14 protein-coding genes are annotated in these 12089 nt (G+C 58.2%); 9 read left to right on the top strand and 5 right to left on the bottom strand.

The annotated features are described in order from the left end of the window. Positions 1-5: 5 nt before the first annotated feature. From sucD to mdh, 4 genes are all read right to left on the bottom strand, one after another. On the bottom strand, positions 6-887 hold the full coding sequence (gene sucD, locus ACR0AA_RS09305; RefSeq protein ID WP_480664145.1) for a succinate--CoA ligase subunit alpha: 882 nt from the start codon (positions 885-887) through the stop codon (positions 6-8). An 84-nt stretch (positions 888-971) separates the two neighbouring features. Further along, positions 972-2165 (bottom strand): ADP-forming succinate--CoA ligase subunit beta, encoded by a 1194-nt coding sequence (gene sucC, locus ACR0AA_RS09300; protein ID WP_480664143.1) that lies wholly within the window; start codon positions 2163-2165, stop codon positions 972-974. 225 nt (positions 2166-2390) lie between these two features. Next, positions 2391-3239 carry a hypothetical protein gene (locus ACR0AA_RS09295; protein ID WP_480664141.1) on the bottom strand — a complete coding sequence of 283 codons (849 nt, stop codon included), beginning with the start codon at positions 3237-3239 and terminating at the stop codon, positions 2391-2393. Between the two features lie 70 nt (positions 3240-3309). After that, complete coding sequence (gene mdh, locus ACR0AA_RS09290; RefSeq protein ID WP_170427021.1) at positions 3310-4272, bottom strand: malate dehydrogenase; 963 nt, start codon at positions 4270-4272, stop codon at positions 3310-3312. Between the two features lie 160 nt (positions 4273-4432). Here mdh and ACR0AA_RS09285 point away from each other — a divergent pair, with 160 nt between their 5' ends. Then, complete coding sequence (locus ACR0AA_RS09285; RefSeq protein WP_480664139.1) at positions 4433-5188, top strand: sulfite exporter TauE/SafE family protein; 756 nt, start codon at positions 4433-4435, stop codon at positions 5186-5188. Here the strand turns inward: ACR0AA_RS09285 and ACR0AA_RS09280 are convergent, their stop codons facing one another. Beyond that, a complete protein-coding gene (locus ACR0AA_RS09280) occupies positions 5189-5488 on the bottom strand; it encodes a hypothetical protein (protein WP_480664137.1) in 300 nt (99 codons plus the stop codon). A 169-nt stretch (positions 5489-5657) separates the two neighbouring features. On the opposite strand from ACR0AA_RS09280, the gene ACR0AA_RS09275 reads away from it, so the two are divergent. The 8 genes from ACR0AA_RS09275 (at position 5658) to sdhA (ending at position 11842) form a co-directional block, all read left to right on the top strand. Further along, positions 5658-6515, top strand: a complete 858-nt coding sequence (locus ACR0AA_RS09275; protein WP_480664135.1) for an HpcH/HpaI aldolase/citrate lyase family protein — start codon at positions 5658-5660, stop codon at positions 6513-6515. Positions 6516-6521: 6 nt separating this feature from the next. Next, positions 6522-7076, top strand: a complete 555-nt coding sequence (locus ACR0AA_RS09270) for an NnrU family protein (RefSeq protein WP_480664133.1) — start codon at positions 6522-6524, stop codon at positions 7074-7076. Between the two features lie 12 nt (positions 7077-7088). After that, positions 7089-7295, top strand: coding sequence for a DUF1737 domain-containing protein (locus tag ACR0AA_RS09265; protein ID WP_480755892.1), 207 nt, complete (start codon positions 7089-7091; stop codon positions 7293-7295). Next, a complete protein-coding gene (locus ACR0AA_RS09260; protein WP_480755891.1) occupies positions 7295-8323 on the top strand; it encodes a MaoC family dehydratase in 1029 nt (342 codons plus the stop codon). The genes ACR0AA_RS09265 and ACR0AA_RS09260 overlap by 1 nt, the downstream gene beginning before the upstream one ends. A 57-nt stretch (positions 8324-8380) precedes the next feature. After that, positions 8381-9043 (top strand): DUF1194 domain-containing protein, encoded by a 663-nt coding sequence (locus tag ACR0AA_RS09255; RefSeq protein ID WP_480664128.1) that lies wholly within the window; start codon positions 8381-8383, stop codon positions 9041-9043. Between the two features lie 199 nt (positions 9044-9242). Further along, complete coding sequence (sdhC, locus tag ACR0AA_RS09250) at positions 9243-9626, top strand: succinate dehydrogenase, cytochrome b556 subunit (RefSeq protein WP_480664126.1); 384 nt, start codon at positions 9243-9245, stop codon at positions 9624-9626. An 11-nt stretch (positions 9627-9637) separates the two neighbouring features. Further along, positions 9638-10009: a succinate dehydrogenase, hydrophobic membrane anchor protein gene (gene sdhD, locus ACR0AA_RS09245; protein ID WP_480664124.1), complete on the top strand. Its 372-nt coding sequence runs from the start codon at positions 9638-9640 to the stop codon at positions 10007-10009. A gap of 24 nt (positions 10010-10033) precedes the next feature. Continuing rightward, positions 10034-11842 carry a succinate dehydrogenase flavoprotein subunit gene (gene sdhA, locus ACR0AA_RS09240; RefSeq protein WP_480664123.1) on the top strand — a complete coding sequence of 603 codons (1809 nt, stop codon included), beginning with the start codon at positions 10034-10036 and terminating at the stop codon, positions 11840-11842. Positions 11843-12089: the final 247 nt, after the last annotated feature.

The following is a 12089-nucleotide window of genomic DNA, read 5'->3' as shown; positions in this document are numbered from 1 at the left end:
AGTGTTTACCCAATCGCTTCCAACACAGCCTCACCCAGCTGCGCCGGGCTTTCGGCCACGACGATACCAGCCGAGCGCATGGCTTCGATCTTGTCCTCGGCACCACCTTTGCCACCGGCGACGATCGCGCCCGCGTGGCCCATGCGGCGGCCCGGAGGGGCTGTGCGGCCTGCGATGAAACCGGCGGTCGGCTTCTTGCGACCCTTCTTGGCCTCATCCGCCAGGAACTGTGCGGCTTCTTCCTCGGCCGAGCCACCGATTTCACCGATCATGATGATCGACTCGGTTTCGTCATCGGCCAGGAACCATTCCAGCACGTCGATATGCTCGGTGCCCTTGATCGGGTCGCCACCGATGCCGACGCAGGTGGACTGGCCCAGACCCACATCGGTGGTCTGCTTGACGGCCTCATAGGTCAGGGTACCCGAGCGCGAGACAACGCCGACCGAGCCGCGCTTGTGGATGTGGCCGGGCATGATGCCGATCTTGCAGGCGTCGGGCGTGATGACACCGGGGCAGTTCGGGCCGATTAGGCGCGATTTGCTGTCTTCCAGCGCGCGCTTCACTTTCATCATGTCCAGAACCGGGATGCCTTCGGTGATGCAGACGATCACTTCCATCTCGGCATCGATCGCTTCGAGGATCGAGTCCGCTGCGAAGGGCGGTGGCACATAGATCACGCTCGCGTTGGCTTCGGTCACATGCTTGGCTTCGTGAACCGAGTTGAACACGGGTAGGTCGAGATGGGTCATCCCGCCTTTGCCTGGGGTCACACCGCCAACCATCTTGGTGCCATAGGCGATGGCCTGTTCGCTGTGGAATGTGCCCTGCGAGCCGGTAAAGCCCTGACAGATCACTTTGGTATTTTCGTCGATGAGGACTGCCATTTGGCGTTCTCCTGTTTTAGGCGGGCCAAGGCCTGCCAGAATTCTTCGGAATAGTGGGGCGAAACCCACTCCACGGAATTGGGCTTAGCCCTTCACGGCCTTCACGATCTTCTCGGCACCGTCTTTCAGGTTGTCCGCCGCGATCACGTCCAGGCCAGAGGTGTTGATGATCTCTTTGCCTTTCTCGACATTTGTGCCTTCCAGGCGCACGACCAGCGGAACCTTGAGACCGACCTCTTTCACCGCGGCGACAACGCCCTCGGCGATGACGTCACAGCGCATGATGCCGCCGAAGATGTTGACCAGAATGCCTTTGACCTGTGGGTCCGAGGTGATGATCTTGAACGCCTCGGTCACTTTCTCTTTGGTGGCGCCGCCGCCCACGTCGAGGAAGTTGGCAGGCTCGGCACCATACAGCTTGATGATGTCCATCGTCGCCATTGCAAGACCCGCACCGTTGACCATGCAGCCGATCTCACCATCCAGCGCGATGTAGTTCAGGTCGTATTTGCTGGCTTCCAGTTCCTTGGGGTCTTCCTCGGTCGTGTCGCGCAGTTCGGCGATGTCGGGGTGGCGGTAAACCGCGTTGCCGTCAAAGCCGACCTTGGCGTCCAGCACCTTGAGGTCGCCCTTGTCCGAAATGATCAGAGGGTTGATCTCCAGCATTTCCATGTCCTTCTCGACGAAGGCTGCATAGAGCTGGCTCATCAGTTTGACGCATTGCTTGACCTGCGCGCCTTCCAGACCCAGCGAGAACGCGATGCGGCGGCCGTGATAGGGCTGATAGCCTGTCGCGGGATCGACCGAGAAGGACAGGATTTTCTCGGGCGTCGCTGCGGCCACTTCTTCGATGTCCATGCCGCCCTCGGTCGAGCACACGAACGAGATGCGGCTGGTCTGGCGGTCAACCAGCAGAGCCAGGTACAGCTCGCGCTCGATACCCGAACCGGCCTCGATATAGATACGGTTAACCTGCTTGCCTGCGGGGCCGGTCTGATGGGTGACTAGAGTGCGGCCCAGCATCTTCTTGGCTTCTTGGGCGGCCTCTTCGACCGATTTCGTCAGACGGACACCGCCCTTTTCACCGGCGTCGGCCTCTTTGAACGAGCCTTTGCCGCGGCCACCTGCGTGGATCTGTGCTTTGACAACCCACAGAGGGCCATCCAGTTCACCGGCTGCGGTTTTGGCTTCCTCGGCGCGCAGAACCGCGCGACCTTCGGAGACCGGAGCGCCATAGCTGCGAAGAAGCGCTTTGGCCTGATATTCGTGAATGTTCATCGAAACTGTCCTGTCTGACTACGATTAAACCGTTATAGGGGTTTGTAGGGGGCAAGTTTAAAGGCTTTTTTGAAAGGAGAGCGGTATTTCACGAAGATTTTCACTGTTTGTGATCACAGTTTTTTCGCGTGTGATCACAAAATGCGTGAGGGGACCGTCTCTTGATTCGTTGCGGTCAACGCCCTTTAGAATAAAGACAGATTTCAGCTAGCGCTAAACTAAATCCTAGCTGCGTCGCAAGCGCACGATTCCCTTTTTGACCGCCATAATCAGTTTACGCAACTTGCCCAGCACGCCTTTGTCGACCAATGGGCGCACCTTTTTCGTCGTTCCCGGTGTCAATTGGGCATCTGCCGCGATCAACGCGCGCAAGTGGCGTTCGAGATCGGGCCCAACCAGTCCAACAACCGAGCGCGCGCTATCGAGACGTTTGTCATGTCGGCTGTGAAATTTGTAGTGGTGCAGCAGGCGCGGGGCGCTGTGCAAAAAACCGAACATCTCGGCTTGCCGGTAGTCGAGGAAATTGTATTCCGGAGGCAAAACGGCCAGACGAAGGTCGCTGTCGAAGAGTTTCTCGCGGATCAGAGCCTGATCGGAATTCAGATCTTCGGCGATGATCGTCTCCTGCACGTCGCTCAGAAACTCCAGAACGCTGTCTGACGCCTGAATACCAACGAGGCCACCGTTCAGATGCGGAAAGGCGTTGGGCAGGGCGGTTTTCCAAATGCGTTGCGCATGCGGTGAATTACGCAGAGGATCGTGCACCATCGCAATGTCGAAGCGGTCGAGAACAGTGAAGATGTCGGACATATCGGCCAGGCACCGGACATCGGCATCCAGATAGACCGTTTTGTCGAACCGTGACCGCACGAGGCTTTCGAACTTGGGGCGGAACCAACTTTTCTCCAGCAAGTGGGTCTGGTCGAACACTTCGGTTCCGGGTGCGCCTTCGATATCGGTGAACAGGTCGACCAGAACATCGGGCATCGCAGCCTTCAGCGACACCGCTGCTTCAACCGCGGTTTCTATGTACTGCTCACCGCTAGCAGCAATTACAAAACCCTGAGGCGACATAGCAATTATCCAAAACAAAACCCAGCCCACCTTACGGTGAACCGGGTTCCATTGTTTGGCAACAGGTAGATCAGGCCAGAGAGGCGTCGATGCCCTTGCAAGCTTCGATCAGGCCCTTAACGGCGTTGACCGAGTTGTCGAAGCCAGCCTGTTCGTCTTCGTTCAGCTTGATGTCGACGATACGCTCAACACCACCGGCGCCGATCACGGTTGGAACGCCGACATAGAGGCCGTCGACTCCCAGCTCGCCGCTGCAATAGGCGGCGCAAGGCAGAACGCGTTTCTGGTCTTTCAGATACGCTTCGGCCATTTCGATCGCCGAAGTCGCAGGCGCGTAGTAGGCAGAACCGGTTTTCAGCAGGCCAACGATCTCGGCGCCGCCGTCACGGGTACGCTGAACGATAGCGTCCAGCTTGTCCTGCGTGGTCCAGCCCATCTCGACCAGATCGGGCAGCGGGATACCAGCAACGGTCGAGTAACGAACCGAAGGAACCATGGTATCGCCGTGGCCGCCCAGAACGAAGGCGGTGACGTCGCGCATAGAAACGTTGAACTCTTCCGACAGGAAGTGTGCGAAACGAGCCGAGTCCAGAACGCCTGCCATGCCGCAGACTTTGTTGTGCGGCAGGCCCGAGAATTCGCGCAGAGCCCACACCATCGCGTCCAGCGGGTTGGTGATGCAGATCACGAACGCGTCGGGTGCGTGGGCTGCGATGCCTTCGCCAACCGACTTCATGACTTTCAGGTTAATGCCCAGCAGGTCATCGCGGCTCATGCCCGGTTTGCGGGCTACGCCAGCGGTCACGATGCAGACGTCCGCGCCTGCGATATCGGCATAGTCACTGGTGCCGGACATAGCGGCGTCGAACCCTTCCGAAGGGCCGGATTCAGCGATGTCGAGCGCCTTGCCCTGCGGCAGTCCGTCTGCGATGTCGAACAGGACAACGTCACCCAGTTCTTTGACAGCTGCGAGGTGCGCAAGCGTGCCGCCGATGTTCCCCGCGCCGATCAGCGCAATCTTGGGTCTGGCCATTTGGAAAATCTCCGGTCGGAATTGGAATCGCGGTTGTGCTATTCGGTAAATGGCGTTCGCGCAAGGGTTCAGCGGCGCGGCATGCAACCGCATACAGTTTGCGCAGGCCGGTCTGATTGCGCTAAACGGCCAGTGACACAAGCCTAAACCGGGACGCCGCATGTTCGAATTGAACCTGATGTTTTTTGCTGTGGCGATCCCGGCGGTGATCTTTGCTGGTATCTCTAAGGGCGGGTTTGGCTCGGGCGTGGCCTTTGCGTCCTCTTCGATTCTGGCTTTGATATTGGATCCCGGGCAGGCGCTTGCCCTGATGTTGCCAATCCTCATGGTGATCGATGTCGCCACCCTTGGACCCTACTGGAAACGCTGGAGCTGGCCGGATTCACGCCTTCTGATGCTGGGTGCCATTCCGGGCGTAGTTCTGGGGGCGTGGTTGTTCCGCGCCACGGATGACGATCTGCTGCGCCTGCTTATTGGCTGCATTTCAGTAGGTTTTGTCGTGTGGCATGTCGCCCAGACTAACGGCTGGGTTCGTGGTTTTGCTAATCGCCTTCCGCCGCCTGCCGGGTTGTTTGCGGGCCTTGTCGCCGGGTTCACCAGCTTTGTCAGCCATGCGGGCGGTCCGCCCGCCGCCGTGTATCTACTGTCGCAGCGCCTGTCGAAAACCGAGTTTCAGGCCAGTACAGTTCTGGTCTTTTGGGTCATCAACATCGCGAAATTTGTGCCCTATGCGTATCTCGGCATGTTCACATGGCACACTGCGTGGGCTGATCTATTGTTGGCACCCTTCGCAGTTCTTGGTGCCTGGCTGGGCGTCCGGGCGCATTTCATGCTGCCCGAACGCGTGTTCTTCGGCATTGCCTATGTTCTGCTGACCCTGACTGGCAGCAAACTGATCTGGGACGCGCTGACCTGATCAGACATTTGCCGGTAAGGCTTCAGCCATCGCTTGATAGGTCTGTCCCAATGCCACAAGGCATGTCATCCCGTCGGGGAGCGTCACCGTGATGGTCCAGCTACCACTTTGTTTCGAAGCGTAGACCTCCATCACGGCGCCCTGGCGTGCGATGCCCATACCTTGACGCGTTTCGCCGTAGGTCTCGGTCAGCCGTTTTACAACCTCATGACGCGGCGCACAGTTGCGAGCGTGAACCTGTTGCGCGGCCAAAACCATGATTCCCAGGCCCATTGTCATCTTGTACAGCGTCTTTTTCATCTCTGAACCTTTCCGATTCCACCTGCGATCAGGGTGGAGACCGGAGGCCGAAATTCGGTTAAGTGAGCGCACGTTGCGTCGTAAATGCTGCAATGCGGCGATTTTGCGCTTGAACTTTCCGACAAAAAATGCCCCATTCCGCGCAACTTTATTTCTCTGGGAGAAGCCAATGGACCCGCGCCAGCGCCCCTATCGCTCTGTTTTGTATATCCCCGGTTCAAAAGACCGGGCGCTGGATAAGGCCCGCTCTTTGCCTGTGGACGCAATCATCTTTGACCTCGAAGACGCGGTGGCCGCTGACGAAAAGGATAATGCGCGTGAAACGCTCAAGGCGGCTCTGGCTGCGGGTGGCTATGGCGAGCGGGTTAAGATTGTCCGCATCAACGGGCTGGACACCGAGTGGGGCCGCGCCGATGCCGAGGCTGTGCGTGAGATGGACGCCGACGTTGTTCTGCTGCCTAAGGTGAATTCTGCTGCGGATGTGGACGCGTTGGCTGCCATTACCAGAGACCTGCCGATCTGGGCGATGATGGAAACCCCGCGCGGGATGCTGAACGCCGCCGAGATCGCCGCCCATCCGTTAATGGCAGGCTTTGTCATGGGAACCAACGATCTGGCCAAGGAACTGCAAACGCGCTTCCGTCCGGATCGCCTGCCGCTGATGACCTCGTTGGGCCTGTGCCTGCTGGCTGCGAAGGCCGAGGGGCTGATCATCGTCGACGGCGTATATAATGCATTTAAAGACGCTGAAGGTCTGGCCGCCGAATGCGCGCAGGGCCGCGACATGGGCTTTGACGGCAAAACGTTGATCCACCCCGCGCAGGTCGACGTGACCAACGCAGCCTATGCGCCCTCCGAGACTGAGATTGATCTGGCCCGCCGCCAGATCGCCGCGTTCGAAGAGGTCGAAGCGCAAGGGCAGGGCGTTGCCGTGGTCGACGGCAAAATCGTTGAAAACCTGCACGTTGTAACTGCCCGAGAAATTCTGGCAAAAGCGGAGGCGATTACAGCTTTGCAAGCGGGGTAAGCCAGCATGGGCTTTGTTCTTCTCATTCTTGGTGTGGCACTATGGTGGGCCGCACATCTGTTCAAACGCGTGATGCCAGCGCAGCGCGCGGCAATGGGCGACGCAGGCAAGGGCGCGGTCGCGCTGGCGCTGGTGGCGTCGATCCTGTTGATGATCTTCGGTTATCGTATGACCGATTTCATCTACGTCTGGGCACCGCCGAGCTTCATGATTCACATCAACAACCTGCTGGTGTTGATCGCGATCTTCATGATGAGCCCCGCCGGAACCAAAGGACGCTTGCTGAACAAAGTCCGCCACCCAATGCTGGGCGGGTTCAAGTTGTGGGCTTTCGCGCATTTGCTGGTTAATGGCGATCTGGCCTCGATCATCCTCTTTGGTGGCCTTCTGGCTTGGGCCGTGGTTGAGGTGATCACAATCAACCGCGCCGAGCCCGACTGGACGCCCGGCGAAGCCGGAACCTATGGCAAGGACGCAATGTTCTTTGTGGCCTCGATCGTGCTGCTGGGCGTTATCGGATACATTCACGGGTTGGTCGGTCCGTCACCGTTCCCCTCGTAAGGATTTGACATCATGGCAAAACTTTATCGTCTGTTGACCGAGGAAGACACATCCGCTTTCTGCCACAAAGTGTCAGATGCGCTGGCAAAAGGGTGGGAGCTGTATGGCGACCCATCCTACGCTTATGACGAAAACAGCCGCATGATGCGCTGCGCACAGGCTGTGACCAAAGAGGTCGAGGCCGACTATTTACCTGACATGAAACTGGGACAGCAATAATGGCAAAAACCAATCCGGGCCGCTTTTTCGAGGATTACTCCATAGGTCAGGTCCTGCACCATGCGGTGCCGCGGACGGTGACCAATGGCGAGCGGGCGCTGTACCATGCGCTCTACCCAGCGCGACACGCGCTTTACTCCTCGGACGAGTTCGCCCGGAATTGTGGTCTGCCGCAGAGCCCGATTGATGATCTGGCGGCGTTTCATGTCGTGTTTGGCAAGACCGTACCAGATGTCTCGCTGAATGCCGTGGCCAATCTGGGCTATGCCGAGGGCCGCTGGCTTAAGCCGGTCTATCCCGGCGACACGCTGCGCTCGGAATCCGAGGTCATCGGCCTGAAACAGAACTCGAACGGCAAGACTGGAGTTATGTGGGTCCGTACGCGCGGTCTGAACCAGCGTGACGAGGTCGTGATTGAGTATGTGCGCTGGGTCATGGTGCGGAAATCGGCCTTGGATGCGCCTGCGCCCGAAACCGTTGTGCCCGAGCTGAAAAAAGCGTTGGCCCCGCAGGATTTGGTGGTGTCCGAGGGGCTCGATTTCTCGCAGTACGACTTTGCGCAGGCGGGTGAAGCGCATCGCTGGGGCGACTACGAGATCGGTGAGACCATTGATCACGTCGATGGCGTCACCGTCGAAGAAGCCGAGCATATGCTAGCCACACGCTTGTGGCAGAACACTGCCAAGGTGCATTTCGACCTGACCTTCCGCCCGGATGGTCGCCTGATCTATGGCGGTCATGTGATTTCAATGGCGCGGACCCTGTCGTTCAACGGTCTGGCAAATGCGCAAATGATCGTCGGCCTGAACGGCGGCGCACACGCCAACCCTTGCTTCGCGGGCGATACAATCAAGGCCTGGTCCGAGGTTCTGGACAAGGCCGATACCGGGGTTCCAGGCGTTGGAGCAATGCGGTTGCGACTGGTCGCTACCAAGGGCGGAGAGCCATTCGAGCTTAAAAACGAGGAAGGTCGATACCTGCCGAACGTTTTGCTTGATCTGGATTATTGGGCTTTGATGCCGATCTGACGCCCGCGCTGACATTCATTTGAACGCAGCCAGTGACAATCGTGCTAGGCTGCGTTCATGGACCTGTTTCGCTCAATAGCTGCCTGCCTTTGCCTGACGCCACCTGCTTATGCGTGCGATCTGGCTTTGGCCTTGGCCGTGGATGTTTCCGGCTCAGTTGATTCCACCGAATATCGGATCCAGATGGACGGCCTTGCTGCCGGGTTGCGCGATCCGATCGTGTCCGAGGCGCTTGTGCGTGGGCAGGCCCACGTGATGCTCGTGCAATGGACCGGGTCGTCTCGGCAAAAAGTCACGGTCCCGTGGACGCGTATCGACAGTTTCGAGGCGATTGATCAGTTTGCCGACAAAGTGGCCCGCGATCCAAGGGTCTGGCGCAACTTCTCCACTGCGATTGGCGAGGCGCTGGAAATGACCATGTCCAGCTTCGATGAGGTCTCTCACTGCACAAGGCACCTGATTGATATATCGGGCGATGGGGTGTCCAACGAAGGGGTCGAGCCATCGGAAGTGCACAGAATTCTGCGGACGCGGGGGGTGACGGTGAACGCAATCGCAATCGAGGAAAGCGAACCGGATCTGACCGCGTATTTCTTTGAAAACGTCATCGTTGGTGAGGGTGCCTTTGTCGTTTCAGCCTCGGGATTCGCCGACTATCCCGAACGTATTCGTAAGAAATTGTTGAGGGAAGTGACCCAGCAAACCGCTGAATTAAAGTAGTCGCATTGCAGATTCGGAACTGCAGGCGCTAACATTCCTGGGGGTGGATTGTATTTGTGATCACGTGTTTATTTTGTGTGATCACAATTTGCAAATATCCGTCATTTTGCGTCAATTATCGGCTTTTTTGCATCTGCAGCACGTGACAGAACCGCAAAAAACGGTAAAACCTTCGGAAGCCAACCGTAAAGGAGCCAACATGGCCGATGTAAATCGGGGCAATCGCCCTCTTTCACCTCATCTTACGATCTATCGCCCGCAGCTGACCTCGGTGACGTCGATCCTTGTGCGGATCACCGGCATTGCGTCACTTGTGATCGCATTCTTTGTCGTCTGGTGGTTCCTGGCAGCCGCAACATCCGAGACGGCATTCAACTTCATCGACGGGCTGATGAGAAGCTGGTTGGGTGATCTGGTGATGTTCGCCGCGACCTGGGCGATCTTCTATCACATGCTGGGCCGCTTGCGCCACGTGATCTGGGATCTGGGATATTGCGTAGATGTCCGGATCTCCGAAAAGCTGGGGATCGGCATGTTGGTGCTGGCAACCGTCCTCGCATTCATCACGGCAATTGCGGTTTAAGGAGAATGGCGATGAATTATCTCACTGACCGCAAACGCGCGCAGGGAACCGGTGCCGGCGGAGAAGGCACACATCACCACTGGCAGATGATGGTCAGCTCGGCGGCTCTTGTCTTTCTTGTACCGCTGTTTGTTTTCGTCTTCGCAAACGGGTTGGGCAGATCCTACGAGGAAGTTCTGGCCTATTACAGCCGTCCCTTCCCGGCGATTGTGACGGGACTGACAATGGTCGTCGTCATCATCCACCTGGTACGTGAGACGCAGGTTGCGATCGAAGACTATGTCCACGGTGTTGCAGAAAAGCTGAGCCTCATGGCCGTCGCGGCGTTTGGCTACACATTGATAGCTGCCGGGCTGTTCGCCCTGATCAAGCTGGCTCTGTGAAACGCGCGGTAAGGAAATAGATAAATGACAGCTGCATACGAATACGAAACGCATGAATACGACGTGGTCGTCGTAGGTGCCGGCGGGGCAGGTCTGCGGGCAACTCTGGGCATGGCCGAGCAGGGTTTGCGCACGGCATGTGTAACCAAGGTTTTTCCGACACGATCACACACCGTTGCCGCACAGGGCGGTATCGCCGCGTCCTTGTCGAACATGGGTCCGGACCACTGGCAGTGGCACATGTATGACACCGTCAAGGGCTCGGACTGGCTCGGTGACACCGACGCAATGGAGTACCTCGCGCGTGAGGCGCCCAAGGCGGTTTACGAGCTGGAGCACTACGGCGTGCCCTTCAGCCGGACCGAAGAAGGCAAAATTTATCAGCGCCCCTTTGGCGGCCACACCACCGAGTTCGGTGAAGGTCCTGCGGTACAGCGGACCTGCGCGGCTGCCGACCGGACTGGCCACGCAATCCTGCACACGCTGTATGGTCAGTCGCTGAAGAACAACGCCGAGTTTTACATCGAGTACTTCGCCATTGATCTGATCATGTCCGAAGACGGGCAGTGTCAGGGTGTCGTCTGCTGGAAGCTGGACGACGGCACAATGCATGTCTTCAACGCCAAGATGGTGGTGCTGGCGACCGGCGGTTATGGCCGAGCCTATTTCAGCGCCACCTCGGCTCATACCTGCACTGGCGACGGCGGTGGCATGGTAGCCCGCGCCGGTCTGGCCCTGCAGGACATGGAATTCGTTCAGTTCCACCCGACCGGTATCTACGGGTCTGGCTGCCTGATCACCGAAGGTGCCCGGGGTGAGGGCGGATACCTGACCAACTCGGAAGGCGAACGGTTCATGGAGCGCTACGCGCCCCAGTACAAGGACCTTGCGCCCCGCGATTATGTCTCTCGTTCGATGACCATGGAAATCCGCGAAGGTCGTGGGCATGGTGACAACGGTGACCACATCCACCTGAACCTCAGCCACCTGCCGGCCGAAGCACTTGCCGAACGTCTGCCGGGTATTTCGGAATCGGCGCGCGTTTTTGCGGGCGTCGACGTCACCAAAGAGCCGATCCCGGTTCTGCCGACTGTTCACTACAACATGGGTGGTATCCCGACGAACTATTGGGGCGAAGTTCTGAACCCAACCCCCGAAAATCCGACGGCCGTGGTTCCCGGCCTTATGGCTGTGGGTGAAGCTGGCTGCGCCTCGGTGCACGGTGCGAACCGTCTGGGATCGAACTCGCTGATCGACCTCGTGGTGTTCGGCCGTGCGGCCGCGATCCGGGCCGGTAAGGTTGTTGATGCCGACGCACCGAACCCTGTGCTGAACCAGGCCTCGGTCGACAAGGCATTTGATCGCTTCGACGCTGTTCGCAACGCCAGCGGCGCAATCGCGACCGCCGACCTGCGGCTTGAGATGCAGCGGACCATGCAGGAAGACGCCGCCGTCTTCCGGACTGCCAAGACCATGGCTGAAGGCGTCGAGAAAATGACGGCGATCGCCGCCAAGATGGACGATCTGAAAGTCAGCGATCGTTCGTTGGTCTGGAACAGCGACCTGATGGAAACGCTGGAACTGACCAACCTGATGCCGAGTGCTCTGGCCACCATTGTTGGTGCCGAAGCGCGTAAGGAATCCCGCGGTGCCCACGCGCATGAGGATTACACCGAGCGCGACGACGAAAACTGGCGCGTTCACACAGTATCCCGCGTTGATGGCAACAAGGTCGAGCTCAGCTATCGCCCGGTCATTGTTGATCCGCTGACAACCGAGGATGAAGGCGGCATCAGCCTGAAGAAAATCGCTCCCAAGGCGCGGACGTTCTGACAAAGCGGAAGCATTGGATTGAGCCTCACGCAAATTGAGTGCTCGGTGTGCTAATCGACTAAAACTGAAGGCCGCAGATTTCTTGTCTGCGGCCTTCCTGCATTCTTTGGCAGCTTGATTAAGACAAGCGTTTCGAAACGGGCAAAAACTGAAAGGATTGTGTCAGTTTCGACGGCATCAAAGAGAAATACGACGATGATCAGAGTTAAAATGGCGTCAAACCCAATGCGGGAAGAGATGTTGCAGC

This window comes from Ruegeria sp. CE8, from assembly GCF_056537465.1.
This window is presented reverse-complemented; position numbering and strand designations above follow the sequence as displayed.

What these genes read in the sequence shown, in the direction of transcription:
- sdhA (WP_480664123.1), top strand. Translation starts at nt 10,034, where the DNA reads ATGACAGCTGCATACGAATACGAAACGCATGAATACGACGTGGTCGTC.
- ACR0AA_RS09295 (WP_480664141.1), bottom strand. Translation starts at nt 3,239, where the DNA reads ATGTCGCCTCAGGGTTTTGTAATTGCTGCTAGCGGTGAGCAGTACATA.
- ACR0AA_RS09275 (WP_480664135.1), top strand. Translation starts at nt 5,658, where the DNA reads ATGGACCCGCGCCAGCGCCCCTATCGCTCTGTTTTGTATATCCCCGGT.
- ACR0AA_RS09285 (WP_480664139.1), top strand. Translation starts at nt 4,433, where the DNA reads ATGTTCGAATTGAACCTGATGTTTTTTGCTGTGGCGATCCCGGCGGTG.
- ACR0AA_RS09265 (WP_480755892.1), top strand. Translation starts at nt 7,089, where the DNA reads ATGGCAAAACTTTATCGTCTGTTGACCGAGGAAGACACATCCGCTTTC.
- ACR0AA_RS09280 (WP_480664137.1), bottom strand. Translation starts at nt 5,488, where the DNA reads ATGAAAAAGACGCTGTACAAGATGACAATGGGCCTGGGAATCATGGTT.
- mdh (WP_170427021.1), bottom strand. Translation starts at nt 4,272, where the DNA reads ATGGCCAGACCCAAGATTGCGCTGATCGGCGCGGGGAACATCGGCGGC.
- sdhD (WP_480664124.1), top strand. Translation starts at nt 9,638, where the DNA reads ATGAATTATCTCACTGACCGCAAACGCGCGCAGGGAACCGGTGCCGGC.
- sdhC (WP_480664126.1), top strand. Translation starts at nt 9,243, where the DNA reads ATGGCCGATGTAAATCGGGGCAATCGCCCTCTTTCACCTCATCTTACG.
- sucD (WP_480664145.1), bottom strand. Translation starts at nt 887, where the DNA reads ATGGCAGTCCTCATCGACGAAAATACCAAAGTGATCTGTCAGGGCTTT.
- ACR0AA_RS09260 (WP_480755891.1), top strand. Translation starts at nt 7,295, where the DNA reads ATGGCAAAAACCAATCCGGGCCGCTTTTTCGAGGATTACTCCATAGGT.
- sucC (WP_480664143.1), bottom strand. Translation starts at nt 2,165, where the DNA reads ATGAACATTCACGAATATCAGGCCAAAGCGCTTCTTCGCAGCTATGGC.
- ACR0AA_RS09255 (WP_480664128.1), top strand. Translation starts at nt 8,381, where the DNA reads ATGGACCTGTTTCGCTCAATAGCTGCCTGCCTTTGCCTGACGCCACCT.
- ACR0AA_RS09270 (WP_480664133.1), top strand. Translation starts at nt 6,522, where the DNA reads ATGGGCTTTGTTCTTCTCATTCTTGGTGTGGCACTATGGTGGGCCGCA.